Here is a 26227-nt window from a genome sequence, read left to right on the forward strand (position 1 = left end):
ACATAAATAAGACACTCTAAGAAGGAATAAAAAATGAGCGATTTTGAGATTTTAACTCCCGTGCTACCTGAATCTGTGGCAGATGCAACGGTTGCCACTTGGCATAAAAAAGTGGGTGATCAAGTAAAACGTGATGACGTCCTTGTAGAAATTGAAACGGATAAAGTGGTGTTAGAAGTGCCTGCACAAGGTGATGGTGTGCTTGAAAGTATTTTACAAGCAGAAGGGGCAACGGTAATCAGCAATCAAGTGCTAGGCAAAGTAACTGCTCAAGCGATAGTTGGAAATGATACAAAAGAAAGTGTGCAAAAAGTCGAGCAAACTCCTGCCGATCGCCATTTAGCAAATTTAACGTCAGAACCGACAAATAGCGATACGTTAAGCCCGGCAGCTCGTCGGTTATTAGCAGAAAATGATTTAACTGCTGATCAAGTACAGGGAACGGGCGTAGGGGGACGTATTACTCGTGAAGATATTGAACGCACGGTTGCCCAGCGAGCAAGCCAAGCTCAGCCAAAGCAAGAAGCAACGCCAACCACATTAAATGTGGCAGGGCGTGATGAAAAACGTGTGCCGATGACCCGCTTACGCAAGCGGGTGGCAGAGCGTTTATTAGAAGCGAAAAATAGCACCGCAATGCTGACAACGTTTAACGAAGTCGATATGCAACCGATTATGCAACTACGTAAAAAATACGCAGAAAAATTTGAAAAATTACACGATACTCGCTTAGGGTTTATGTCTTTCTACGTTAAAGCCGTGGTGGAAGCACTAAAACGCTATCCAGAAGTGAATGCCTCTATTGACGGTGATGATATTGTGTATCACAACTATTTTGATATTAGTATTGCCGTTTCCACCCCGCGTGGCTTAGTGACCCCTGTATTACGCAATTGTGATAAGCTGAGTATGGCGGAAATTGAAAAGCAAATCAAAACCTTAGCTGAGAAAGGACGTGATGGTAAATTAACGGTGGAAGATCTCACGGGCGGAAACTTCACCATTACTAATGGCGGTGTGTTTGGCTCATTAATGTCCACGCCGATCATCAACCCACCGCAAAGTGCCATTTTAGGTATGCACGCCATTAAAGATCGTCCAGTGGCTGTGAACGGCGAAGTCGTGATTCGCCCAATGATGTATTTAGCGCTTTCTTACGATCATCGTTTAATTGATGGACGTGAAAGTGTCGGCTTCTTAGTGACTATTAAAGAAATGCTGGAAGATCCAACACGTTTATTATTAGAAGTGTAGTCTTAACTTAAGGCGATAAGGAGACTTATCGCCTTATTTTTATCAGTTTACCAGCGGATTTATTGTGAAGCACAGCACAACAAAGGGAGAGAGACAACGCGATGAATTTACACGAATATCAAGCAAAACAACTGTTTGCGCAATACGGATTACCCGTAGGTGAAGGTTATGCGTGCGAAACGCTAGAGCAAGGCTTGGAGGCCATTCAAAAATTAGGTGGCTCAAAATGGGTGTTAAAATGCCAAGTTCACGCAGGCGGACGTGGCAAGGCTGGCGGTGTGCAAGTGGTCAGCAGCGAACAACAAGTGCGGGCATTTTTTGACAAATTTTTAGGCAAGCGTCTTGTTACTTTTCAAACAGATAGCAAAGGACAGCCTATTAATCATATTTATGTGACGAACTGCGTGGCGGTGAAAAAAGAATTGTATCTGAGTGCGATTGTAGATCGTCGTTCGCAACAAATTGTCTTTATGGTTTCCACAGCGGGGGGCGTGAATATTGAAGAAGTGGCGGAAAAAACACCGCACTTATTACATCGTATCGCGATTGATTTATCCGTGGGTGGAATGCCATATCAAGGGAGAGAATTGGCTTTCAAACTGGGCTTAACAGGCAAACAAATCAAGCAATTTACCGACATATTTTGTCAGCTAAGTCGCTTATTTATCGAAAAAGATCTCGCCTTATTAGAAGTGAATCCATTGGTCATTTTGGATAATGATGATCTCACTTGTCTTGATGCCAAAATCGTGGTGGACAGTAATGCGTTATATCGTCATCCAGATTTACTTGCGATGCGTGATCTCAGTCAAGAAGATCCCCGTGAAGCCGAAGCAGAAAAATGGAATCTTAATTATGTAGCATTAGATGGCAACATTGGCTGTATGGTTAATGGGGCAGGATTAGCAATGGGAACAATGGATATTGTTAAATTATACGGCGGACAGCCAGCTAATTTCCTCGATGTAGGGGGAGGGGCAACCAAAGAACGTGTGGCTGAGGCGTTTAAAATCATCTTAACCGATCCGGCAGTAAAAGCGATTTTAGTCAATATTTTCGGTGGCATTGTACGTTGTGATTTGATTGCCGAAGGCATTATTGCTGCAAGCAAAGAAGTGGGGGTGAATGTCCCTGTGGTGGTACGTTTAGAAGGGACAAATGCGGAATTGGGCAGAGCAATGCTCGCAGAAAGTGAGACCAACATTATTTCTGCACAAAGTTTACAACAAGCGGCAAGCGAAGTCGTGAAAGCGGCAAGAGGAGAATAAAATGTCAATTTTAGTGAATAAAAACACCAAAGTGATTTGCCAAGGTTTCACCGGTGGACAAGGCACATTTCATTCAGAACAGGCGCTTGCTTATGGCACAAAATTAGTGGGAGGCGTTTCTCCCGGTAAAGGAGGCACAACTCATCTGGGCTTGCCTGTTTTTAACACCGTGCGTGAAGCGGTAAACCAAACTGGCGCAACGGCAACAGTAATTTATGTTCCTGCCCCTTTTTGTAAAGATGCCATTTTTGAAGCCATTGATGCAGGAATATCACTGATTGTTTGTATTACGGAAGGCATTCCAACCTTAGATATGCTCCAAGTAAAACAAAAACTCAATGAAACAGGCGTAGTGATGATAGGGCCAAACTGCCCGGGAATTATCACCCCTGATGAATGCAAAATTGGCATTATGCCGGGGAATATCCACCAAAAAGGGCGCGTTGGTATTGTCTCTCGTTCAGGCACATTAACTTATGAAGCGGTAAAACAAACAACGGATCAAGGTTTTGGGCAATCCACTTGCGTTGGGATTGGGGGCGATCCTATTCCCGGCTCAAGTTTTATTGATATTCTGCAACGTTTTCAACAAGATCCCGAAACTGAAGCCATCGTGATGATTGGTGAAATAGGAGGAAGTGCGGAAGAAGACGCCGCAGAATTTATTCGCCATAACATCACTAAACCCGTAGTGGCATATATTGCTGGCATCACTGCGCCAAAAGGGAAACGAATGGGACACGCTGGTGCGATTATTAGTGGAGGCAAAGGCACTGCCGATGAAAAAATCCACGCTCTACAACAAGCCGGCGTAACCACCGTGAAAAGCCTTGCGGAGATTGGAATAGCGTTAAGGAAAATCTTAACGCAATAAGTCATTTCTAAAGTGCGGTCAGTTTTTGCTGATTTTTTATAACGGCAAAGATAGAAAAATGAATAACATTCATTGTAATAATGAATAATTCGGATTTGCGAAGCAAGTGGGGCTGTGTCAAAATAGCGCCATTTTTTATGTAGAAAGGAAAGACAATGCAAAAAAATATGATTACCACAGCAATGTTGTTTGCGTTTTCTAGCGCACTTTATGCCACAGAAAACGTAACACAAAGCGAAGCTCTTGCACCTATTTATGTGTATTCTGCTTATGCCACTCCCGTGAATGAAGATCAAACTGCCTCATCCGTGACGGTTTTAACTGAAAAAGATTTTGCTGAACGCGATGCCACTTATGTTTCTGATGTATTAAAAACTGTGCCAAGTGTGGCAATCGGTGCTTCAGGGGGACGCGGTGCGATAACAAGTTTATTCTTGCGTGGTGCAAATTCTAACCAAACCGCTGTTTTTATTGATGGTGTAAGAGTGAATGATATTGGCAGCGGTGGTTTTGATTTTGGTGGCTTAACCTTAAGCAATATTGATCGCATTGAAGTGTTGCGTGGTGAACAATCTGCGTTATGGGGCAGTGATGCAATGGGCGGTGTGGTATATATCACCACGAAAACAGGCCTGCATACAGATAAACCATTTAATGTAGATTTTAATGTCGGAATGGGATCAAAAGGCACTTATGATGCTTCAGCCACAGTATCAGGCTATAACAAAGGCTTTTATTATGCATTTTCTGGTGATAGCCATAGTACAAAAAATATTTCTGCATTGAGTGAACATCGCTTTTATTATCGCTCAGAAGATGGACACGCTGTCCAAACGTATGGAGCGACAGAAAGAGATAAATTCCACCGTGATGGCGTTTCAGCAAAATTAGGCTATGATGATGGCAGACAAGGTGTGGAAGTATTGGCTTCTCATTCATCTCAAACGGTTCATACCGATCCGTATTTATTAAGCCAAGAAGCCACAGCAGATAATTATTCTCGCACACGCCAAGATTTATTAAAATTAAGCGGTTATTACGGTACAGAGCAAGATCTCTTAAAGCATCACTTCAGCGTGAGCAAAGTGAAAACTAAGGTGGATAACCATTCTTCTGATTCTAATGAAACCCGCGGTAAGCGCATTAATGGTAGCTATCAATTAGACATTAATTTTGACCGCGAAGGGGAGATTACCCAAGGTTTAAGTTTGTTAGCCGATTATCAAAAAACAAAATTTGATTCTCTAAATTTCATTGATAAAGAAACCAAAGCCTTTACGGAAAAAAGCATTGCGGCGGAATATCGTTTATTTAGCAAAGCGGATCACAGCCTTTCATTAAGTGGCCGTTATGTGGATAACTCAAAATATAAAAATGCCTTTGTGGGGCGCATTGCGGGGGCTTATCGTCTATCTGATAACTTGAAAGCCCACGCCAGCTTTGGCAGTGCTATTCACAATCCAAGTTTAATTGATTTTTATGGTTGGTATGGTTCTTATGCAGCTAACCCAAATTTAAAACCCGAGAAAAGTGTCGGTGGCGAATTTGGTTTATTGTTGGAAAGTAACGATAAAGCGCATCAACTTGATGTAACCTATTTTGCACGCAAAGTTGAAGATTTAATTAGTGCAACTAGAACACAATCTATCAATCTTGAAGGCAAAAGCCGCATCAAAGGCGTTGAAGTCGCTTATAACGGCAAAATCACCGATGATTTAAGCGCTTATGCCAATTATACTTATACCCAAACAAAAGATAGTAACGGTCAAGCATTACTTCGCCGTCCAAAACATATGGCAAATTTAGGTTTAGCCTATCATATCACAGAAGCGTTGGGTGCGAATGTGAATGTAAACTATGTGGGTAAACGCATTGATACTATTTATCCTGCAAGAGTAAAAATGCCTTCTTACACCTTGGTTAGCCTTGGCGCGAATTATCAAGTTACGCCAAACTTAAATGTGTATGCCAACTTGAATAATCTGTTTGATAAAAAATATGAAAGCGTTGCAGGCTATGGCCAATATGGTCGCACCTTATATGTGGGCTTAAAAGGCAGCTTCTAACCCATAAGCAGATAGGCTTTTGTGAAAGTGCGGTGTAAAATTAATAAAATTTTCACCGCACTTTGTTTTTTGGGGACATCATTTTTTAATGCAAAAAATTCGCGTATTTTTCACCGCACTTTTCTTTTCCGTTCCGCTTTGGGCGCAAGAGCAATTTGTCTCACTGACATTGTGTAGTGATAGGCTTTTGGCTGAATTAGCACGCCCTGAACAAATTGCCGCACAATCTATTTATTCAACTAATCCCTTAATGATGCTGGATAAAGTTAATCAACATAAACCCGCACTTGAAGCGCGATTAACAGATTTGTTGCCTTATTTAGATAAAACCATTTTGCTCAATGAGCAGTTTTATCCGCAACTGGTCGCCGATCTCAAAAAACTTGGCGTAAAGATTTTCCCTATTAATGATAGCCCACAAACGGCAGAGCAGCTTTTTGCATTAATCCTACAATTAGGCAAACGCCTTGGTAATGAAAAACACGCACAGCAACTGGTGGCAAAGCTAAAAAACAGCGATTTTCAGCTTAATCAAGCTCACACCCACACCTTAATTCTTTCTGATACTGGGGTGGTAGAACCCATTTTTCCGCAATATCAAGTGTTGCTAAAATTGCTTGGCTTAACCCCCCTCGAAAATGCAGTAACCGCACAAAATTTTTCCCTTGAGAAACTGTTGCGTGCGCAACCGAATTGGCTGATTTCTATCCGTGATAAACAAGGTTATAACGAACAGGCTGAAGTGCTTAATCACCCTTTGTTAGCCAATATGTTTCCCGCACAACGAATGGCAACAATGCCATTAAAATATGGCTATTGCTTTGATCACGGTGTTTGGCAAGGGGCGGAAATGATTTATCGCCAACTCAATAAGGAAGAATAACTAGAATGAAACGATTAAACCTTTCCCTTTTTGTCTTATTACTTTTGTTGATTGCCTTTGCCATTTTTCATCAGCTTGGTGATTTTGCGCATTTACGCAATGCACAAGGGATTGCTACGGATATGCGAGCTTTGGTGTTATGGGACATTCGTTTGCCACGTCTAGGTTTGGCTATTTTAACCGGAGCAAGCCTTGCTGTGGCGGGCAATGCAATGCAAGGATTATTTCAAAATCCATTGGCTAGCCCCGGCTTACTTGGCGCAGCAAATGGGGCAACCACTGCAAGCGTGTTTTTACTGTATTATTTTTCTTTACCCTTATCCTTTTTACTGTTTGGTGGCATTTTAGGAGCGTTAGGCAGTTTTTTGTTGGTTTATTTCATCGCTAAAAATAAAGGCACAACAATGATGATTTTAGCAGGGGTTGCAGTGAATATGTTACTCGGTTCAGCCATTGCATTATTACTTTCCAATGCGCAAAGCCCTTGGGCATTAGCGGAATTATACCGCTGGTTACAGGGTTCATTAATCTGGGCGAAAATAACACCGCTCTTGCTTTCATTGCCTATTGTGGTGGGCGGTGCAATTTGTTTATATTGCCAACGCCGTTACCTCGATTTACTCACCTTCGGGGAAGAAACCGCTAGCACGATGGGTATTGACCCAAAACGTAGCTTTTTTATCACCACTCTTGGCGTGGCGTTGCTGGTGGGCGCAACCATTCCACAAACAGGGACAATCGGATTTATTGGCTTAATTGCGCCGCACTTTGCCCGCATTTGGATCAAAAAACAACCATCACAACTTTATTTGACAAGTGGCTTAATGGGCGCATTACTGTTGTTAGTTGCTGATCTTGCTATTCAATATATCCCGTTTTTCTCGCATATTTATATTGGCACACTGACCGCCATTATTGGCGCCCCTTGCTTGATTTGGATCTTGCTTACCCAACAACGGAGATTAGCCCGTGATTAAATTGCATAATGTTAGCCTTTCCTACGGCATTCAGAATATCACTTGCCACATTCCGCAAGGTAAATTGGTGGGCATAATGGGCGGTAATGGAGCAGGGAAGTCCACTTTGCTCAAAGCCATTGCTGGCATTTTACCACTTGAAACAGGCACGATTTTATTTAATGAACAACCGCTCAATAAAATGAGCTTAATTCAAAAAAGCCAAATATTGGCGTATTTCGCTCAAAACACAGCGATTTATTGGGATTTATCTGTCTATGATGTTATCGCACTTGGTTTACCTGAAACGATGGATAATCTTAGTGAAAAAGTGCGGTCAAAAAAAGACACGTTTTTTGATCGTTTATTTCACTCATCAAATAAGCAATGGCAGAAAGAAAAGATCCAGCAAATCGCTTGCCAATTTTCGGTTCAACATCTGTTAGAACAACCTTTCCAACAGCTTTCAGGTGGCGAAAAAGCCCGTGTTCAGCTTGCCCGTTGTTGCATAAAAAACGCACCAATCTTATTGGCAGACGAACCCATTGCCCCCCTTGATCCTTATTATCAAATTGATATTTTAGAACAATTAAAATCACTCACCCCAAGCACCACCTGCGTTGTCGCCATTCACCACCTTGATCTGGCTTACCGTTTCTGCGATGAGATTATCTTGCTACACCAAGGCAACTTACTCGCCCACGGCAATACGCAAGATGCCTTAACCGCAGAAAATTTAGCCATTGCGTTTGGCGTTAAGGCGGAGATTGATGTGGAAAAAAGAATGTTTGGAACTATTCATAAATTATGATTAATTATTTATATTTAATCAAAAATGAGAAAAGAAAATGACAAGTGAACCACTTAAATCCTTATCTGAAATTCATAAAACACTCGCTTTTTTTCAGCGTGAAAATGCTAAAACAGAGTTATATGATGCGAGCCGTTTTAGCCCTTTTCAATTTATAAGAACTAATGAAAATGGTTTATCTGAAATCATTGCATTCTTACTTGACCCTAGTCAAAATCACGGGCAGCAAGACTTATTTTTAAATAGTCTATTAAAATATTTAAACCTGCCAGAATATTTGTCTTATAACAACGTGTCAGTAACTTGTGAAAACGCAACTTTTAATAATAGAAGACACGATATTTTTATTGAAGATTTTTTACATAATAAACGCCAATGGATTATTTCTATTGAAAATAAGTTAAGATATGCAGTCGATCAAAATAACCAATTAGAAGATTACTGGAAAGATATTAATCGTTATAGCCCTAATTTTTGTTGTTTGATCTATTTATCCCCGTTTAAGAAACCGCCTAGTGAACAATCTATTGATACAGATAGATGGAATAAATTAATTCAAGATAATCAAGCAAAAGCTATTGGTGCAGAAGATCTGATTAAGTGGCTGGAGCAAACGCCAATAGTCGCTCCAAATATTCGGGCTTTTTGTCAGAGTTTTATACAGTTTTTAAAGGAAGATATTATGAATGAAACAAAAGAAAATAATCAATTATTAGATGAGTTAGTGAAAAATCCTAATTGGGTTGAAACAGCAACAACGTTATTAGAGTTATCAGATAATATTTATCAAAAATTAGAAGATAGTTTAGTTCAACAACTTCAGAAGATCCTTAACGATAACAAAAAATATTCGAGAATGATTAAATATAACTGGCATTTTTATAATATACATAAAGAAGGTATTTTCCTTGATAAAGAAGATAAAAAGTATTCTTGGAGTATAGGTATCGCAAATGACAATAAAAAGTATCATAATGTATATTATGGATTTTGGGCTAATAAAGATAATATCTCACAGGAAAATTACCAAAGATTAGAAGAAATATTTAAATTAGAAGGATTTGAACAAGCTAAATGGTGGATACAATGGCAATATTGCAATGGAAACTTAAGAAATTGGGATGGAAAAACTTGGAAAGACGTTATCACTGGTCATCTAGCAAAACAAATTTTTGAGTTATTAGAGCCTTTTATTAAGCAAGCCAATGAAAATTTAGAAGAATTAAAATGCATTACGAATAAATAGAAAAAGTGCGGTGATTTTTCACCGCATTTTTGTGTATTTTCTTCTGAAGATTAGATCTTATCTTCTATCAATTGATCTAATAGGCAGCTAGGTTCTAGCTGACAGGCTTCAGATTTGATTTGATCTTCTAGAATTCATCAACTATAAATCATTTTTACTTTTTAAAAAGAGAGCAAAATGGCACATCGTTCTTATTTCTACTCAATATGATGAATAACTGCTAAAATAAGGACAATTTTTTAAGAAATTAAAGGACATAATGTGGCGTTAATTAGTCTAACCAACGGTTATCTTTCTTTTAGTGATCATCCCTTGCTAGATCACACGGATTTATACATTGAAGCAGGCGAACGTGTTTGTTTAGTTGGGCGTAATGGGGTAGGCAAATCTACCTTAATGAAAATTTTGGCAGGCGAAATGGTGATGGACGACGGACGTCTGCAATTTGAGCGTGATTTAGTCATTTCTCGCCTTGAACAAGATCCCCCTCGCAATGCACAGGGTAACGTGTTTGATTACGTTGCAGAAGGTATTGCGCATTTAGCTGATTTATTGAAAGAATATCACCGCACTTCTGATTTACTTGAACAGCAATATAGTGAAAGTACGCTAAATCGTTTGGCAGAAATTCAAACTCAGCTTGAACACGCAGATGGCTGGCGTTTTGAAAATAAAATTCGTGAAACCCTAATGAAACTAGGGCTTGAAGCAAATATGCGATTGGCTGAGTTATCCGGTGGCTGGTTACGTAAAGCGGCACTGGCTCGTGCATTGGTGTGTGATCCTGATGTATTATTGCTCGATGAACCCACTAACCATCTTGATGTTGATGCTATTGAATGGCTAGAAAATTTCTTGCTGAGCTTTACTGACTCAATTATTTTTATTTCTCACGATCGTGCTTTTATCAGCAAAATGGCGACCCGCATTGTGGATCTTGATCGTGGACAATTAGTCTCTTACCCGGGCGATTACGCTAAATATCTTATTGAAAAAGAAGAAAATCTTCGTGTTGAAGCGTTACAAAATGAATTATTTGATAAAAAACTTGCTCAAGAAGAAGTTTGGATTCGGCAAGGGATTAAAGCACGCCGAACCCGTAATGAAGGGCGAGTGAGAGCGTTGAAAGCCTTGCGAGAAGAACGTCGTCAGCGTAGAGACGTGCAGGGCAGTGCCAAGTTACAAGTGGATAATTCTACCCGTTCAGGCAAAATCGTCTTTGAAGTTGAAGATGTGAGTTATGAAATTGCAGGGAAAACACTGGTTTCGCATTTTTCAACGACGATTTTGCGTGGTGATAAAATCGCTTTGGTAGGAGCAAATGGCATAGGTAAAACGACGTTAATTAAATTGCTCTTGGGTGAAATTCAGCCAACTTCTGGGCATATTAAATGTGGCACAAAATTAGAAATTGCTTATTTTGATCAGTATCGTGCTGATCTCGATCCTGAAAAAACGGTAATGGATAACGTTGCAGATGGCAAACAAGATATTGAAGTTAATGGTGTAAAACGCCACGTTTTAGGTTATTTGCAAGATTTCTTATTTCCACCAAAACGCGCAATGGTGCCAGTGAAAGCCCTTTCAGGGGGGGAACGTAACCGCTTGTTATTAGCAAAATTATTGCTTAAACCAAATAATTTACTGATTTTGGACGAGCCAACCAATGATCTGGATGTGGAAACCTTAGAATTATTGGAAGAATTACTAGCTGATTATCAAGGCACGTTGCTGATTGTGAGCCACGATCGCCAATTTATTGATAACACAGCAACAGAATCCTACATTTTTGAAGGCAATGGGATTATTAACAAATATGTGGGCGGTTTCCACGATGCGAAACAGCAACAAGCGAATGTATTTGCCTTGAAAGAAGCAGAAAAAGCGAAAGAGAAAAAAGCAGAAAGCGTGCTGGAACTTAGCAAGGTTTCACATAAGCCAGTAAAACATCGCCCCGTGAAACTTTCTTACAACGAGCAACGAGAGCTAGAACAATTGCCGCAAAAATTGGAAAATTTGGAAGAAAAAATCACCGCACTTCAAGCGGAAGTCTCTGATCCCAATTTTTTCCAGCAAGATCACCAATACACCACAGACAAACTCCAACAACTCGCTGAAGCAGAGCAGGCGTTAGAACAAGCATTTGCCCGTTGGGAAATGTTGGAAGAAAAGAAAAGTGGCGCGAGTTGATCATTGACTGTAAAAATAAGTGCGGTGGTTTTTTAACAAGTTTTGCCTATTAAATTGTCTCAAAAACCACCGCACTTTATTTTTATACGATTTTTGCGATTTATGGCTAATTGTGTTATTTTTCTGCAAATTTTATTTAAAAGGAAAAGTAATGAAAAAATCAGTTTTATCCGTAGGATTGCTTGCTATTCTTGGTGGTGCTTGGTGCGGTGGTGCGTGGTACACAGGAAAAATCACCGAACAAAAATATATCGACTATATTCAATTTAGTAATCAACGTTTACAGCAATCTTTTGCTGACACAGGCTATTCTGTGCAAATCAAAGATGCCGTTTTAGATCGTGGCTTTTTTAGTTCAAATGTTCATTACCAGCTAGAAATAAAAGACGCAACCTTCAATGAAGTCATTCCTTTTGTGGGAAAAATTTATCACGGCCCTATCACCTTAAATGATTTTTCTTTTGCATTATTTTCTGCGGATACAGAAGTAGAAAAAACGCCAGAGACACAGGCTTATTTTGCAGATAATGGAAAAAATCCATTGAGAACAGTTGTAAGAATGAGTTATGGCGAAGCATTAAAAGGAAAAATTGGCTCTGATGTTATTTATAAGCTGGAAGAGAATGGCGAGATTAGTTGGAATATAACAGGTAAATTTAATTTAAATCAGGAAGGATATGGAAAATCTGAAATCAATGCGAGTAAGTTTTCTTTTCTTGATCCTAAGGGAGTACGCATTATTGCGGAAAATGTAGAGACTGAAGGCGACTTTTTACCAACACAATGGAAAAATATTTATCAAGGAAAATCCAAAGTTACTATTAAAAAAATTGCTGTAAATAAAGACTCAGAAAAAGAAGAAATCACTTTCGATAACATCAACGCAAAAGGGAATGTTAAAGTTAAAGAGAATTTCTTAGATATGGACTTTGATTATGATGTTAAAAATATTTCCATAAATAATAAACCAATTACAGGATTGAAACTGGCGGGGGAAATCAACCATATTTCTGCTGACGCATTGAATCGGTTAAATGAGCTGAATGAAGATAATCGTGCTAATACTCAACTTTTTGAGCAAGTTCAAACAGAAATTTTGGCAAATCAGCCTGTGTTGAATATTACAAAACTTGAACTTTTTAATGATAAAGGTAAAGCATTAGACGGAAATCTAGAAATGGCTTTGAATAAAGATGCGCCATCATTAATTGAAAGCAGTAAACTTTTTAATGCATTTAATAAGTTTCAAATTAATGCCAAGTTAGAGAAAAAAGGTGTCGTTCAATTGGCTACAAACTTATCTGAGGTGTATGGTCATATTGGACCAGAGCAAGAAATTGAAAATACTATCCAGCATTATTTTTCTGATGCAGAACAGCATAATCTGCTAGTGATAAAAGAGAATAATGCCACGTTTAACCTCTTTTTGGATAAAGAAAAACAAAAACTCATTTTTAATCATCAAGAACTCTCGGAGAAAGAAGTTGTAATGACATTCTTCTTACTAATGATGAATATGCGTTAATTTAATGATAAAAGCCACTTGGAAATGAAGTGGCTTTTTATTTTTCAATAAAAATAACTTATCAAATTTGAATAAATTCTATCTTAAGTAAAATTCTGCATTTTTCCCTTGACAGTATGTTGAAAGAACGTTAGAAAAATAACATCTTATTAACAAGTTAGGGGTGTTTTATGCTAACTTTTTCTTTAACCAGCGAACGTTCTCTTCTTTGTTCTTTACCGCCACCTGCGGAGCTAAAAAAACAACAACGTATTTGGCTTGTTGCGGAGCAAATGCGTCAGCATCCAGATATACAAGAAGTGGTGGTGGGAATGAATAACTTCACCTTGTTTTATCATTTTGACATAAATCCAACCGCACTTGAGCAACAAGTTTTGCACTATTGGCAACAAAGCGAGCAGCAAATTCAAGTCCGAGAAAGTCGATTAATTGAAATTCCTGTGCATTATGGTGGGGAATTTGGCGAAGATTTATTTGATGTTGCAAAATTTCATCACACCACACCAGAAGACATTATTCAACGCCACACAGCACCCACTTATACGGTTTTTATGATGGGCTTTCAACCGGGATTTCCCTATTTAGGTGGCTTGCCTGAAAATCTTCATACGCCAAGACGCGATCAACCTAGAACCAAAGTTCCCGCTGGTTCAGTAGGTATTGGTGGTAGCCAAACAGGGGTTTATCCCTTTACTTCACCGGGAGGATGGCAATTACTTGGGCGAACAGAAATGCCATTATTTGATATTCGGCAAGATCCGCCCGTGTTATTAATGGCGGGGGATAACGTAAAATTTGTAGTGGAGAGTATAACGCTATGATTTACATTGAAACGATGTATGGATTTGCCCATATCCAAGATCTAGGGCGTTTTGGTTTTCGTAATTTTGGCATTGGACACGCAGGCGCAATGGACGCATTGGCATTGCAGGCGGGTAATCTTTTACTGAAAAATGAGCCTAATAGTGCCGCCATTGAAGTAACCTTAGGCGGTTTTAGTCTTACTTTTGATTGCGATACGCCTTTTTGTTTAACGGGAGCGTTGTGCGAAGCCTTTCTTGATGACCAGCCGATTTATTCTTATTGGCGATACACCGCAAAACCACGTCAGCGTTTAACGGTCAAACGGCTCACAATGGGGAACTATCTTTATCTTTGTGTCGCTGGTGGTTTTAATGTGCCAAAAGTGCTAGGCGCTTACAGCACGGATCTCAAAGCAGAATTTGGTGGCTATCAAGGGCGCTTACTGCGTGCGGGAGATCACTTAGCAACAGCAAAACGTGATACTTTCCTTTCTTCCATCAGTATTGAACCGATTGATTTCACAAATAGCATTCATCTTGTTGCTTCATCAGAATTTACGGCGTTCACGGCTCAAAGTCAGCAAGATTTGCAACATCAACCTTGGCGATTAGAAAAAAATAGCAGTCGAATGGGGTACCGATTTCGTGGTGAGCAAAAACTCAATCTCACCCAACCGTTGGAAATGCTTTCTTACGCCGCACCAATGGGAACAGTGCAAGTGCCACCAGATGGAATGCCGATTATTTTAATGGCGGACACCCAAACTACGGGCGGTTATCCTAAAATTGCTTGTGTAATCGAGGCAGATTTGGGGCGTTTAGCGCAAACACCATTAGAAAGTGCGGTGCATTTTTCTGTCATTTCTCATCAAGAGGCGCGGGAACGTTATCAACAAAATCAAGATTATTTAGCCCAAATAAGGAGAAAAGTAAATGAAACACGTTGATTTAAATGTGGATTTAGCAGAGGGCTGTGGTAATGATCAACGCTTATTACAGCTTGTAACATCAGCCAATGTCGCTTGCGGTTTACACGCAGGGGATTTTAACGAAATGCGAAAAGCGATTCGTTGGGCGAAAGAAAATCAAGTACAAGTCGGTGCGCACCCAAGTTTTCCCGATCGGGATAATTTCGGTCGCACGAATATGCAGTTGCCTGATGAAGTATTGAAAGCCTGTTTGCTGTATCAACTTGGCGCAATTAAAGCGCTTTGCGAAGCGGAAGATGTGCCACTGACTTATGTTAAACCGCACGGTGCCTTGTATAACCAAGCGGCAAAAGATGAGGCACTGGCGACGTTGATTGCGCAAACCTTAAAAGCTTTTGATCCCAAACTTAAATTAATGGGTTTATCGGGAAGTTTAATGTTGAATGTAGCAGAGCAACAAGGCTTAGGCATTATTTCAGAAGTGTTTGCCGATCGTCATTATCTTGCTGATGGTTCATTAGTGCCTCGTACTCGCCCAGATGCAATGGTAGAAAGTGATGATGAGGCGATTAGCCAAGTACTACAAATGGTGCTACAAGGTACCGTGCCTAGTGTTGAAGGAGTCGCCGTGCCAATCAAAGCGGATAGTATTTGTTTGCACGGAGACGGTGAACACGCCATTTCTTTTGCCGAAAAAATTCGTCAGGCTTTAACAGAACACAACATTCAATTGAAATCAAATTAAACCTAAAACAAACGAATAACAACAATATACAGGAGTATTTTATGATAAAAAACCGCAGTGCATTATTAGGTGCCGCTTTTCTGATGGCAACTTCTGCGATTGGACCCGGCTTTTTAACTCAAACCGCAACTTTCACCCAAACTTTATTCGCAAGCTTCGGATTTGTGATTTTACTCTCTATTCTGCTTGATATTGGGGCGCAATTAAATATTTGGCGTATCGTTGCCGTCTCGGAGAAAAAAGCACAAGACATTGCTAATGCGGTCTTACCGGGGGCAGGCTATTTCTTAGCAGTATTAATTGTAATGGGTGGCTTAGCATTTAATATTGGTAATGTCGGTGGCGCTGGCTTGGGGTTAAATATCCTGACAGGCTTGCCTGCGGAAACTGGCGCGATTATCAGTGGAGCAATTGCGGTTGGTATTTTTCTTTTTAAAGAAGCGGGAAAAATAATGGATCGCTTTGCACAAGTGATGGGCTTTGTGATGATCGCACTGACAATCTATGTTGCGCTTAATGCCCAACCACCAATTGCTGAGGCAGCGGTTCATACCTTTATGCCAGAAAAACTTGATGTGATTGCAATTGTTACCCTCGTTGGGGGAACCGTTGGTGGATATATCACTTTTGCTGGCGCGCATCGTTTACTTGATGCGGGGATAACGGGGAAAGACGCCTTAAAAGAAGTCAGTAAAAGTTCTGTTTCTGCCATTTTGATCGCATCAATTATGCGCGTGGTGTTATTCCTTGCTGTGTTAGGCGTGGTCTCGCAAGGTGTAAAACTTGATCCAGCTAACCCCGCCGCAACGCCTTTTTCTCACGTGGCAGGTAATCTGGGTTTAATTATTTTTGGTATCGTGATTTGGGCAGCGTCGATTACTTCTGTCATTGGGGCGGCTTACACCTCCGTTTCTTTCTTAACCACTTTCTCACCATTTATTGCTAAGCATAGAAATTGCTGGATTATTGTCTTTATTGTTATTTCTACCGCCGTGCTTGCAACTATCGGGAAACCTGCACAAGTGCTTGTTTTTGTTGGAACGTTAAATGGTTTAATTCTGCCAATCTCACTCGGATTAATTTTACTCGCAGCACATCGTAGTAAAATTGTCGGAGACTACAAACACCCTGTTTGGATGACGGCAGCAGGCGCGTTAGTGGTGATTTTGATGGCAGTATTAAGTGTAATGACCTTATCAAAATACATTGGCAACCTAATGGCGTGATGGCGACTTGAGCATACAAAAAGTGCGGTGAAAAATCACCGCACTTTTTTAGTTTACTTATTTGAATTTATTTCATCGAAACACCGAGCCATTTGTGCATTTCTTTTGCATTCCAACCTTTGCGTTTGGCGTAGTTTAGCGCTTGATCTTCATCAATGCGACCTAGGGTGAAATAGTTGCTGGCTGGGTGGGTGAAGTACCAACCACAGACACTGGCAGCAGGCCACATTGCGTAGCTTTCAGTGAGCTTCATTCCAATGCGTTGTTCCACTTCAAGGAGATCCCAAATCAATTGTTTTTCTGTATGTTCTGGGCAACTTGGATAACCCGGGGCGGGGCGAATGCCGACATAATTTTCTGCAATGAGATTTTCATTATTGAAGGTTTCATTGGAATAGCCCCATACCTTAGTGCGAAGCTCAAAGTGTAAGTATTCTGCCATTGCTTCAGCTAAACGATCACCTATTGCTTGTAGTAAAATCGCATTGTAATCATCACCTGCAGCTTTGAAGCTATCCACTAAGTCGTGTTCTTCAATGCCAGCACAGACGGCGAACATACCGAGCCAATCTTGCTGTCCACTTTCGCGATCGGCGATAAAATCACTTAAAGCAAAATTATAGGGGCTTTTGCTATTTTTTCCGCGTTCACTTTGTTGTCGTAAATGGTGTGCAATACCTGCAACAGAAGTGCGGTCAGAATGTTGATAAATTTCAATATCATCGCCTTTACGATAAGCAGGGAAAATTCCCATAATACCACTTGGCTTGAGCTTGCCATTTTGTTCAAATTCATCGAGCATTTGTTGGGCATCATTATAGACTTTGCGTGCTTCCTCGCCGCCTTCAGGATAATCAAAGGCGTCAGGATAGCCGCCCATTAATCCCCATAAACGGAAAAATGGTGACCAGTCAATAAATTGACGTAAGGTTGAAATTGGTACATTTTTGTATTCGATAATGCCAGTTTGTTTTGGTTGTGGTATTTGATAATCCGCCCATTCGCCAGAAAACGCGGGGAACGCGTTAGCGCGTGCTTGTTCAATTGGGAGCTGTTGGCGTAATGGTTTGCGGTTGGCAAAACTGTGCTGAATTTTTTCGTATTCTTGTTTGGTACGTTGCCAAAGTTCCGCTTTGCTTTCTGGGTTCATCAAGGCAGCACAAACCGTTACTGCGCGGGACGCGTTGGTGGTGTAGATCACTTCGTGCTTGTATTTTGGATAGAGTTTGATCGCGGTATGCTCTTTGGAGGTGGTTGCACCACCGATAATCACAGGCAAGCTCAAGCCTAGGCGGTTCATTTCGCCTAAGAAGTATTCCATTTCATCTAAAGACGGTGTGATTAACCCACTCAATCCAATAATATCGGCGTTTTCGTTGATTGCTGTTTCAATGATTTTATCCGCCGGCACCATTACGCCGAGATCGATCACTTCAAAATTATTACATTGCAATACGACACTCACAATGTTTTTGCCGATGTCGTGGACGTCCCCTTTTACCGTAGCGATGACGACTTTTCCGCTTGAGACACCTTGCTGTTTGGTCGCGTTAATAAAAGGTTCTAAATAAGCGACGGATTGTTTCATCACGCGTGCGGATTTTACCACTTGTGGTAGGAACATTTTGCCGTCTCCGAATAGATCCCCCACCACATCCATTCCTGCCATTAATGGGCCTTCGATCACTTCCAATGGGGAGCTAAATTGCAAACGCGCTTCTTCCGTGTCTTCAATAATATGGCTGGTGATCCCTTTTACTAAGGCGTGTTTTAGGCGTTCTTCCACAGGCCAAGTACGCCATTCAGCCACACCATTATCGTTATTTTCACTGGCGACCCCTTTGTATTTGTCGGCAATATCTAGTAGGCGATCGGTGGCATCAGCACGGCGATTGAGTACGGCATCTTCTACAATTTCACGCAATTCGGGATCAAGATCATCATAAATTGCTAATTGACCCGCATTGACGATCCCCATATCCATACCTTGTTTGATCGCGTGGTAAAGGAAAACCGCGTGAATAGCTTCACGCATCGGATTGTTACCACGGAACGAGAAGGAAACATTGGATACGCCACCAGAAATTTTTGCGTGGGGAAGTGCGCGTTTAATTCGCCCTGTGGCGTTAATAAAATCGACGCCATAGTTGTTGTGTTCTTCAATCCCTGTGCCGATTGCGAAGATATTTGGGTCAAAAATAATATCTTCAGGAGGAAAGCCCACTTCATCGACCAAAATATGGTAAGCACGGGTACAGATTTCCACTTTACGTTCTTCTGTGTCTGCTTGTCCGACTTCATCAAACGCCATCACCACCGCAGCAGCGCCATAACGACGAATCAGTTTGGCTTGTGCGACAAATTTCTCTTTACCTTCTTTAAGGGAAATGGAATTGACAATCCCCTTGCCTTGAATAGATTGCAAACCGGCTTCAATGACTTCCCATTTGGACGAATCGATCATCACTGGCACTTTGGCAGCATCAGGTTCAGTCGCCATAATATTAAGGAATTGAACCATACATTTTTCACTGTCGAGTAATGCTTCATCCATATTGACATCGATCACTTGAGCGCCATTTTCCACTTGGTCAATGGCAATCTCAATGGCTTCAGCATAGCGTTCTTCTTTAATTAATTTTTTAAATTTTGCAGAACCCGTCACATTATTGCGTTCGCCTACGTTTACAAAGAGGCTGTTTTCATCAATGTTTAGCGGCTCTAAGCCAGATAAACGCATTGCCACCGGTAAATCAGGCAAGGCTCTTGGTGGCACATTTTTAACAACATCGGCAATGGCTTGGATATGCTCTGGCGTTGTGCCACAACAGCCTCCGACAATATTAAGCCAACCATTTTCTGCCCATTCCTGAATATAGCTAGCCATTTCCTCTGCACCTAAGTCGTAACCCCCAAAGGCATTTGGCAACCCTGCATTAGGGTGAACAGACACATAGGTTTCACTGATTTTAGACATCACTTCCACATATTGACGCAATTCTTTTGGGCCTAATGCACAGTTTAAGCCGAAAGAAAGCGGTTTTACGTGGCGAAGCGAGTTATAAAATGCTTCGGTGGTTTGCCCTGAGAGCGTACGTCCTGAGGCATCGGTAATCGTGCCAGAAATCATAATAGGTAATTTGATCTCAAGTTCTTCAAACACTTGATCAATCGCAAAGGCGGCGGCTTTGGCATTGAGGGTGTCGAAAATCGTTTCGATCATAATCAGATCCGCGCCTCCTTCAATTAAGCCTTTGGTTGCTTCTGCATAGGCATCCACTAATTGCATAAAGGTGATATTGCGGTAAGCCGGATCATTAACATTCGGTGAAATAGACGCCGTGCGGTTAGTTGGCCCAAGCACGCCAGCCACAAAACGGGGCTTTTCTGGCGTGCTATATTTATCCGCCGCTAAACGAGCCAATTTCGCGCCGGCAAAATTTAGCTCATAAGCGATACTCTCAAGGGCATAATCCGCTTGTGCAATGGTGGTGGCGGAAAAGGTGTTGGTTTCAATAATATCTGCACCAGCGGCAAGATATTTTTCGTGAATAGCTTGAATCACCAAAGGTTGGGTAAGGGTAAGTAAATCATTATTTCCGCGTAAATCGATCGGGCTATCTTTAAAACGTTCACCACGAAAATCTGCTTCGGTGAGTTTATATTGTTGAATCATTGTTCCCATCGCACCATCTAAAATAAGAATGCGATCTTTAAGGGCTTGTGAAATAAGAGAAAAAGAAGGATGTTGTTTCATTTTGTTACAGCTTAGCGTTTAATAAATAACAGGCATAATAGAAATAAGGTGGGGTTGTGTCAAACCTTATCTTTATGCGGGAAAATGTGTCGGGTAAACTTGTACAAGTTTTATGTGCTTGCAGGCACAAAATTTTGAAAGAATCCTACCGCACTTTGAAAATTCTCTCCATAGAAAATGAGTGGGGTACGTTGGCGTTGCCAAACAGGTACATTATGCGCTTGCCATAATTTTTTTATGTCCTGATGAATGCCTTGTGCATTGTGAACTTTGCCCGAATAAGCAAAACGAATGGAGATCGGTAAATTTGTCAGTGGGAGGGAATAAATTTGATTTTGCCACTGAACTTGAATGGCTGATTCTGTTTGGCTAAAACAAATTGTTCCCAACTGATCGGGCAGTGCAAGGGGCTGGTTTAAGATCACAGGAATGTGAATTTGGCGCAGATCGGCAAAGATTTCCGTTAAATACAGACACTGTTGATAACGGCGGAGCATTTTATCTCCCAGTTGAAATTGTGGATTACGATCCGGTTGAGCCAGAATCACATCTTGAATCAGTTGTTCTAACTGCTTGGTGGAAGGCATAGGCTGTTGTAAGGTTTCCAACCATAAGCGGAGCAGGGCGTTTTGTTTCAATACAGACCATTGCGAGAAATCCGTCAAATCAAAAGTGCGGTGCATTTTATTGGCATATTTTTCTAGTTCAGGCTGTAATAATTCTGTTAAAAGTTGCTGCTGCTGCGCACAATGAGTGGCACTGCGTTGCACCGCTTGATCGAAATTTTCCCATCGTTCACGCAGCTTCGGTAAGATTTCATTACGTAAGAAATTGCGTTCGTACTGGTTATCTTGATTGCTTTCATCTTCAATCCAAGATAATTGATTTTCTATGGCATATTGCCAAAGTTGTTGGCGTGAAAAGTCGAGTAGAGGGCGAAAAATACGCAGATTAAATACCGCACTTTGTGCTTTCATTGCAGATAAACCACTTACGCCACTGCCACGTTTTAAGGCAAGAAAAAAGGTTTCCGTTTGATCTTGTTGATGATGTGCGGTGAGTAATATTTCTTGTGTTTTAATATGACGCGCAATAGCCTGATAGCGCGCTTGGCGGGCAGCCGCTTCAATGCCCATTCCTTGAACAAGTTGCACTTTTTTGATGATCAGTGGAATGGAAAATTGTTGGCAAAGCTGCTGGCAGTGGCGAACCCAATCATCGGCATTAGGGCTTAATCCGTGATGAATATGGATCGCGCGCAACGCTAAGTGCGGTTGGTTTTCGCGTAATTTTGCTAACAGAGCAAGCAATACGGTGGAATCCAGCCCACCGCTTAACGCAATAAGAAAATGCGTGTTAGGCTGGCGTTGTAATTGCTGTTGAACTTGCTCAATTAGCGTCATAGCAGAGAGGCGTATTACGCCAGTTTAACCGCTTTAAATTGGCTTACTGGGCGAACAATTTGTTCACGTGCCGCCACAATTTGCAGCTCATAATTATCCTGCTGTTGTGTAACGGTCATTACATCATTGACGGCATTCGCCGTATGCTCAAAGGCTTCCACATCGCTTTTGCCGTTGAGTAAATTCGCCATAAATAGTCCCGCAGTTAAATCACCAACACCAACAGGCTCTTTTTTGAATTGGTGAAGTGGGCGACTAATATGCCAAATACCTTGTTCATTCGCGAATAACATTTCAAATTGGCTTGGATCTTGTCCTACCTTACTTAAATGTTTTACCAAGACTTTTTTTGGCCCTTTCGTTAAAATCAGGTTTACTGCATTAATGGCTTGGGTAAAATTTTCTACAGGCAAATCACTCAACTCACGCAATTCGACTAAATTTGGGGTGATAATATCCGCTTGTGCCATAGCCAGATTGATGAGATTTTCTTTCACCCCATCTGCCACGATACAGCCTTTGTCTGGATGTCCCATCACGGGATCGCATAAATAAACCGCATTTGGATTGCGTGCTTTCACTTTTTGTACGGCATTAATGATTTCTTCCACTTGCTCAGCCGCACCGATATAACCTGAAATCACCGCATCGCATTTGTGTAATTTACCAATATTATCAATGCCTTGCACGATTTCACCAATTTGTTCTTGTGGCATTACCATTCCAGTCCATTGACCATATTGTGTATGATTAGAAAATTGAACGGTGTTTAACGCCCAAACATCAATACCGAGTAACTGCATCGGGAAGGTGGCAGATTTATTGCCAGCATAGCCATAAACAACGTGAGATTGAATAGAAAGAAGGTGTTTCATTTTGCTATCCTTATTGTGCATTTCTAAAAATGCGTGAAAGTAAAAGTGCGGTTAAAAAACCGCACATTTTTTATTTTAGCAATAACCGTAACTCATTAAGCGTTGGTAACGACGCTCTAGCAAGGTGTCGGAATCAAGAATTTCTAAGTCGGCTAAATCATCAAGTAAACGTTGTTTCAGATTTTGTGCCATTTGCTCATAATTGCGATGCGCTCCGCCCAATGGTTCAGGGATAATATTATCAATCAGTGATAATTTTTGCAGACGATCCGCAGTTAAGCCCATTACTTCTGCGGCAGTAGAGGCTTTTTCGGCACTTTTCCATAGGATAGAAGCACAGCCTTCAGGGGAGATCACGGAATAAGTACTGTATTGCAACATATTTACTTTATCCCCCACACCAATGGCTAACGCACCGCCTGAACCACCTTCACCAATGACAGTACAAATAATCGGCACTTTTAGCATAGACATTTCACGCAAGTTGCGAGCAATGGCTTCCGATTGCCCACGTTCTTCTGCACCTACGCCGGGGTATGCACCGGGTGTATCAATAAACGTGATAATAGGGAGTTTAAAACGCTCTGCCATTTCCATTAAACGTAAGGCTTTGCGATAACCTTCAGGGGCAGGCATACCAAAATTACGTTTTACTTTATCTTTTACGCTACGACCTTTCTGATGACCTATCACCATAACCGGTTTACCGTCTAGACGAGCTAAACCACCTACAATCGCTTTATCATCAGCAAAGGCGCGATCGCCTGCTAATTCTTCAAATTCAGTGAAAATATGCTCAATATAGTCTAATGTATAAGGACGATTCGGGTGGCGAGCCATACGGGAAACTTGCCACGCATCTAAATTCGCAAATGTTTTTTTGGTTAATTCTTCGCTTTTTTTCTGTAAGCGAGCAATTTCATCATCAAGATTGATTTCACTGTCTTGTCCCGCGACTGCGCGTAACGATTCAATTTTCGCTTCAAGTTCAGCAATCGGGAGTTCAAAATCTAAGTATTCTTGGCTCATTTGTTATTCCTAGTTTTTCGGCAAAATTAGTAAGCACTTTAGCAATATTTTACTTAGCGTGCAAATATACCCAATATTTTATGCGTTTTTTGCAAAAAAAGTAGTGTTTTTTGCAGTTAGCTGGTTAGACGACTTGCTAAAATCTTTTTTTATTATTTGGGAATGGGGGTTAATCCCTGCTTAATAATTTTTTCTAAAGCACTGTAATCGCATTTATGCGATAAAATAGACGCTTGAATCATTTCATCTTCACTTACTTGTTCAAAATTTAAGTAAAAGCCTAGGGTTTTAGCTAATTGATGAATGAATAATCGTTGTGTTCGACCATTGCCCTCACGGAACGGGTGTATCGCATTTATTTCCCCTAAATAATAAGCCAATCTTGCTGGGATTTTTTCAGAAGCTGTACTTTTTAAAAATTGTTCGTTTTTTAGCTGATTAAACAATTTTTCTAACTCTGGAACAATTCTTGAACTTGTTGCAAACATTGTATCGCCTTTGCAAATATCAATATTTCTAATTTCACCTGCCCAAGAATAGATTTCATTAAACAAATGTTTATGAATGGCTTTTAGGTGAGCAATATCAAATTGCCCTTGCATAGGTGTAATCAATAATATCGCAGTTTGAATCGCTGTAATTTGAGCTTCTTTTTTATCTAGTTCCTCTTGCGTTTCGATTTTTAGCTTATTAATGAGTACGCCATTTTTATTTAGCATAGGATCAGTGCTACGATACTTCATTCGTTTTCACTTTTAATTCTGCAATAGTGATTTCACCAATTACCCATTTTTGAAAATAATGGAGTATTTCTGGGGGAAGGTATAGCCCTTCAAGCCGATTATTATCAATCGCAAATTGTAAGGCTTGCTGTTTAATCTGTTGTTCTTGTAGATGATGCATTATTTTATTCCTTACGTGGTACTTCTTCCTGACAATGTGGGCAGGTCATTAAGTGCTTTTCGTGGTTGTGAATAATAAAATGCCCCATTTTTTTGGCTTTAGTGTCAAGATATTCTGTATTGTAACGATTTTCCCCCACATTAAGCGGTACACGTTCTACCACGTTGATTCCCGCTTTTTTCATCGTATCAATTTTATTTGGATTATTGGTGAGCAGGCGGACTTGTTTTACGCCAAGCAGATCAAAAATATCCGCACAAACTTCAAAGTTACGCTCGTCTGCGGCAAATCCTAAGGCAAGATTCGCTTCAATGGTATCCATTCCTTGATCTTGTAAAGAATAAGCGCGAATTTTATTAATTAAGCCAATGCCTCGCCCTTCTTCACGGTGATAAATAAGCACGCCACGCCCCGCTTCACTAATTTGACGCAATGCAGTGGCAAGCTGAAAGCCACAATCACATTTCAGGCTGTGTAGGGCATCGCCCGTTAAACATTCAGAGTGAATACGAGCCAAAACAGGCTCATCTTGATTGCTAATATCGCCCATCACTAAGGCAACGTGTTCTTTTTTTGTATCAGGAAACTCAAAGCCCACAATGCGGAATAAACCAAACTCGGTGGGTAAATTCGCTTCAGTAACCCGTTGAATTTTTGTCATAGCAAAATCCTTCATTCTTTTTTTATTGAATAATGTTAAAATGACGTTTTTATTATTATGAGTCATTAAAATGTTAAAACGTCTTTCATTATATACCTTATTGCTTTGCCTTGTGCCTTTTTTTGCGTGGCTAACAAACTGGCACTGGCAAGGGGATGAACATAACACCGCTTTTGATACATTTCTCTATTTTTTAACCGAAACAGGTAGCATACCTTACGCAATCATTACCTGTGCTTTGTTTGCGTTGGCATATTTTTTCTGTATCAAAGACAAAAAGCAAGCCCTTGCAGTAATTAGCGTAATGGCACTTTCTGTTGCAGTTACGCAAGGGGTGAAATCTGCGTTAAAAACGGTTTTTGCTGAGCCTCGTCCTTTTATTGTGCAATTAGCCGAAAAATCAAGCGTCAGCCCAGAATATTTTTATGATCAGCCACGTAATGTACGAGCGCAAATCGTATTGGATTATTACGCAGATAAACCTCAAATTAATCCTCATCTTGTTCATCATCGCAGTAAAGAAACGGGGTATTCCTTCCCATCAGGGCATAGCATTTTTGCTGCCACTTGGCTAATGCTTGCTGTTGGCTTCGGGCAGTTGCTAGGGCGGAATAATAAAGGAATGAAATGGCTCACTACTGGCATTACCATTTGGGCAGTATTAATGCTGATAAGCCGTTTACGTTTAGGAATGCATTATCCCATTGATTTATTGGCTTCCGTGTTGCTAGCGTGGGTATTTCATTGCGGATTATTTGATTGGATCAAAAATAAACCGATTTTCAACCGCACTTTGCAATAATAAAGTGCGGTCAGATTTTTA

At 40.7% G+C, this 26227-nt stretch carries 22 protein-coding genes; 15 read left to right on the forward strand and 7 right to left on the reverse strand.

What is annotated here, in order from left to right; translation table 11 throughout:
- The first annotated feature begins 33 nt into the window (after positions 1 to 33).
- The 14 genes from odhB to L5B83_RS07125 all read left to right on the forward strand — a co-directional run bounded on the left by odhB (position 34) and on the right by L5B83_RS07125 (position 16776).
- Positions 34 to 1254 (forward strand): 2-oxoglutarate dehydrogenase complex dihydrolipoyllysine-residue succinyltransferase, encoded by a 1221-nt coding sequence (odhB, locus tag L5B83_RS07060; protein ID WP_265777990.1) that lies wholly within the window; start codon positions 34 to 36, stop codon positions 1252 to 1254.
- 101 nt (positions 1255 to 1355) lie between these two features.
- Positions 1356 to 2522: an ADP-forming succinate--CoA ligase subunit beta gene (sucC, locus tag L5B83_RS07065; RefSeq protein ID WP_250363100.1), complete on the forward strand. Its 1167-nt coding sequence runs from the start codon at positions 1356 to 1358 to the stop codon at positions 2520 to 2522.
- A 1-nt stretch (position 2523) separates the two neighbouring features.
- Positions 2524 to 3396, forward strand: coding sequence for a succinate--CoA ligase subunit alpha (gene sucD, locus L5B83_RS07070; RefSeq protein ID WP_265777991.1), 873 nt, complete (start codon positions 2524 to 2526; stop codon positions 3394 to 3396).
- Positions 3397 to 3551: 155 nt separating this feature from the next.
- Entirely contained in the window at positions 3552 to 5462 is a 1911-nt protein-coding gene (locus tag L5B83_RS07075; protein ID WP_265777992.1) for a TonB-dependent receptor plug domain-containing protein, read from the forward strand.
- Between the two features lie 88 nt (positions 5463 to 5550).
- Positions 5551 to 6345, forward strand: coding sequence for a helical backbone metal receptor (locus L5B83_RS07080; protein ID WP_265777993.1), 795 nt, complete (start codon positions 5551 to 5553; stop codon positions 6343 to 6345).
- A 5-nt stretch (positions 6346 to 6350) separates the two neighbouring features.
- Positions 6351 to 7322, forward strand: coding sequence for an iron ABC transporter permease (locus tag L5B83_RS07085; RefSeq protein ID WP_268739355.1), 972 nt, complete (start codon positions 6351 to 6353; stop codon positions 7320 to 7322).
- The gene (locus L5B83_RS07090) at positions 7315 to 8112 is read left to right on the forward strand and encodes an ABC transporter ATP-binding protein (RefSeq protein ID WP_265777994.1); all 798 of its coding nucleotides are present in this window, start codon (positions 7315 to 7317) and stop codon (positions 8110 to 8112) included. Before L5B83_RS07085 ends, L5B83_RS07090 begins: the two co-directional genes overlap by 8 nt.
- 37 nt (positions 8113 to 8149) lie before the next feature.
- Positions 8150 to 9358: a PD-(D/E)XK nuclease family protein gene (locus L5B83_RS07095; protein ID WP_265777995.1), complete on the forward strand. Its 1209-nt coding sequence runs from the start codon at positions 8150 to 8152 to the stop codon at positions 9356 to 9358.
- Between the two features lie 261 nt (positions 9359 to 9619).
- Entirely contained in the window at positions 9620 to 11548 is a 1929-nt protein-coding gene (locus tag L5B83_RS07100; RefSeq protein ID WP_265777996.1) for an ABC transporter ATP-binding protein, read from the forward strand.
- Positions 11549 to 11699: 151 nt separating this feature from the next.
- Positions 11700 to 13073, forward strand: coding sequence for a YdgA family protein (locus tag L5B83_RS07105; protein ID WP_265777997.1), 1374 nt, complete (start codon positions 11700 to 11702; stop codon positions 13071 to 13073).
- A 170-nt stretch (positions 13074 to 13243) separates the two neighbouring features.
- On the forward strand, positions 13244 to 13894 hold the full coding sequence (gene pxpB / locus L5B83_RS07110; RefSeq protein WP_250350528.1) for a 5-oxoprolinase subunit PxpB: 651 nt from the start codon (positions 13244 to 13246) through the stop codon (positions 13892 to 13894).
- Positions 13891 to 14823: a biotin-dependent carboxyltransferase family protein gene (locus tag L5B83_RS07115; RefSeq protein WP_265777998.1), complete on the forward strand. Its 933-nt coding sequence runs from the start codon at positions 13891 to 13893 to the stop codon at positions 14821 to 14823. Before pxpB ends, L5B83_RS07115 begins: the two co-directional genes overlap by 4 nt.
- Positions 14810 to 15550, forward strand: a complete 741-nt coding sequence (gene pxpA / locus L5B83_RS07120; protein WP_250350526.1) for a 5-oxoprolinase subunit PxpA — start codon at positions 14810 to 14812, stop codon at positions 15548 to 15550. The genes L5B83_RS07115 and pxpA overlap by 14 nt, the downstream gene beginning before the upstream one ends.
- Before the next feature lie 41 nt (positions 15551 to 15591).
- Positions 15592 to 16776, forward strand: a complete 1185-nt coding sequence (locus tag L5B83_RS07125; protein WP_250350525.1) for an NRAMP family divalent metal transporter — start codon at positions 15592 to 15594, stop codon at positions 16774 to 16776.
- 67 nt (positions 16777 to 16843) lie between these two features.
- On the opposite strand, the gene metH is transcribed toward L5B83_RS07125, so the two are convergent.
- The 7 genes from metH to ribA form a co-directional block, all read right to left on the reverse strand.
- A complete protein-coding gene (gene metH / locus L5B83_RS07130; protein WP_265777999.1) occupies positions 16844 to 20533 on the reverse strand; it encodes a methionine synthase in 3690 nt (1229 codons plus the stop codon).
- 110 nt (positions 20534 to 20643) lie between these two features.
- Positions 20644 to 21936 (reverse strand): tRNA lysidine(34) synthetase TilS, encoded by a 1293-nt coding sequence (tilS, locus tag L5B83_RS07135; protein WP_265778000.1) that lies wholly within the window; start codon positions 21934 to 21936, stop codon positions 20644 to 20646.
- A 14-nt stretch (positions 21937 to 21950) separates the two neighbouring features.
- A complete protein-coding gene (gene pdxY / locus L5B83_RS07140; protein WP_265778001.1) occupies positions 21951 to 22811 on the reverse strand; it encodes a pyridoxal kinase PdxY in 861 nt (286 codons plus the stop codon).
- A gap of 75 nt (positions 22812 to 22886) precedes the next feature.
- Positions 22887 to 23840, reverse strand: coding sequence for an acetyl-CoA carboxylase carboxyl transferase subunit alpha (gene accA, locus L5B83_RS07145; RefSeq protein WP_250363090.1), 954 nt, complete (start codon positions 23838 to 23840; stop codon positions 22887 to 22889).
- 152 nt (positions 23841 to 23992) lie between these two features.
- Positions 23993 to 24583, reverse strand: coding sequence for a Fic/DOC family protein (locus tag L5B83_RS07150; RefSeq protein WP_250363089.1), 591 nt, complete (start codon positions 24581 to 24583; stop codon positions 23993 to 23995).
- Positions 24570 to 24743 (reverse strand): antitoxin VbhA family protein, encoded by a 174-nt coding sequence (locus L5B83_RS07155; RefSeq protein WP_250350154.1) that lies wholly within the window; start codon positions 24741 to 24743, stop codon positions 24570 to 24572. Before L5B83_RS07155 ends, L5B83_RS07150 begins: the two co-directional genes overlap by 14 nt.
- Positions 24744 to 24747: 4 nt before the next feature.
- Complete coding sequence (gene ribA / locus L5B83_RS07160; RefSeq protein ID WP_250350155.1) at positions 24748 to 25404, reverse strand: GTP cyclohydrolase II; 657 nt, start codon at positions 25402 to 25404, stop codon at positions 24748 to 24750.
- A gap of 70 nt (positions 25405 to 25474) precedes the next feature.
- Between ribA and L5B83_RS07165 the strand changes: the two genes are divergently transcribed.
- The gene (locus L5B83_RS07165; RefSeq protein WP_250363088.1) at positions 25475 to 26206 is read left to right on the forward strand and encodes a phosphatase PAP2 family protein; all 732 of its coding nucleotides are present in this window, start codon (positions 25475 to 25477) and stop codon (positions 26204 to 26206) included.
- The last annotated feature ends 21 nt before the right edge of the window (positions 26207 to 26227 follow it).

It is taken from the genome of Avibacterium sp. 21-599 (assembly GCF_026226765.1).
In the GTDB taxonomy this organism is placed as follows: domain Bacteria; phylum Pseudomonadota; class Gammaproteobacteria; order Enterobacterales; family Pasteurellaceae; genus Avibacterium.

What these genes read in the sequence shown, in the direction of transcription:
- odhB (WP_265777990.1), top strand. Translation starts at nt 34, where the DNA reads ATGAGCGATTTTGAGATTTTAACTCCCGTGCTACCTGAATCTGTGGCA.
- sucC (WP_250363100.1), top strand. Translation starts at nt 1,356, where the DNA reads ATGAATTTACACGAATATCAAGCAAAACAACTGTTTGCGCAATACGGA.
- sucD (WP_265777991.1), top strand. Translation starts at nt 2,524, where the DNA reads ATGTCAATTTTAGTGAATAAAAACACCAAAGTGATTTGCCAAGGTTTC.
- L5B83_RS07075 (WP_265777992.1), top strand. Translation starts at nt 3,552, where the DNA reads ATGCAAAAAAATATGATTACCACAGCAATGTTGTTTGCGTTTTCTAGC.
- L5B83_RS07080 (WP_265777993.1), top strand. Translation starts at nt 5,551, where the DNA reads ATGCAAAAAATTCGCGTATTTTTCACCGCACTTTTCTTTTCCGTTCCG.
- L5B83_RS07085 (WP_268739355.1), top strand. Translation starts at nt 6,351, where the DNA reads ATGAAACGATTAAACCTTTCCCTTTTTGTCTTATTACTTTTGTTGATT.
- L5B83_RS07095 (WP_265777995.1), top strand. Translation starts at nt 8,150, where the DNA reads ATGACAAGTGAACCACTTAAATCCTTATCTGAAATTCATAAAACACTC.
- L5B83_RS07105 (WP_265777997.1), top strand. Translation starts at nt 11,700, where the DNA reads ATGAAAAAATCAGTTTTATCCGTAGGATTGCTTGCTATTCTTGGTGGT.
- pxpB (WP_250350528.1), top strand. Translation starts at nt 13,244, where the DNA reads ATGCTAACTTTTTCTTTAACCAGCGAACGTTCTCTTCTTTGTTCTTTA.
- L5B83_RS07115 (WP_265777998.1), top strand. Translation starts at nt 13,891, where the DNA reads ATGATTTACATTGAAACGATGTATGGATTTGCCCATATCCAAGATCTA.
- pxpA (WP_250350526.1), top strand. Translation starts at nt 14,810, where the DNA reads ATGAAACACGTTGATTTAAATGTGGATTTAGCAGAGGGCTGTGGTAAT.
- L5B83_RS07125 (WP_250350525.1), top strand. Translation starts at nt 15,592, where the DNA reads ATGATAAAAAACCGCAGTGCATTATTAGGTGCCGCTTTTCTGATGGCA.
- metH (WP_265777999.1), bottom strand. Translation starts at nt 20,533, where the DNA reads ATGAAACAACATCCTTCTTTTTCTCTTATTTCACAAGCCCTTAAAGAT.
- tilS (WP_265778000.1), bottom strand. Translation starts at nt 21,936, where the DNA reads ATGACGCTAATTGAGCAAGTTCAACAGCAATTACAACGCCAGCCTAAC.
- pdxY (WP_265778001.1), bottom strand. Translation starts at nt 22,811, where the DNA reads ATGAAACACCTTCTTTCTATTCAATCTCACGTTGTTTATGGCTATGCT.
- accA (WP_250363090.1), bottom strand. Translation starts at nt 23,840, where the DNA reads ATGAGCCAAGAATACTTAGATTTTGAACTCCCGATTGCTGAACTTGAA.
- L5B83_RS07150 (WP_250363089.1), bottom strand. Translation starts at nt 24,583, where the DNA reads ATGAAGTATCGTAGCACTGATCCTATGCTAAATAAAAATGGCGTACTC.
- L5B83_RS07155 (WP_250350154.1), bottom strand. Translation starts at nt 24,743, where the DNA reads ATGCATCATCTACAAGAACAACAGATTAAACAGCAAGCCTTACAATTT.
- ribA (WP_250350155.1), bottom strand. Translation starts at nt 25,404, where the DNA reads ATGACAAAAATTCAACGGGTTACTGAAGCGAATTTACCCACCGAGTTT.
- L5B83_RS07165 (WP_250363088.1), top strand. Translation starts at nt 25,475, where the DNA reads ATGTTAAAACGTCTTTCATTATATACCTTATTGCTTTGCCTTGTGCCT.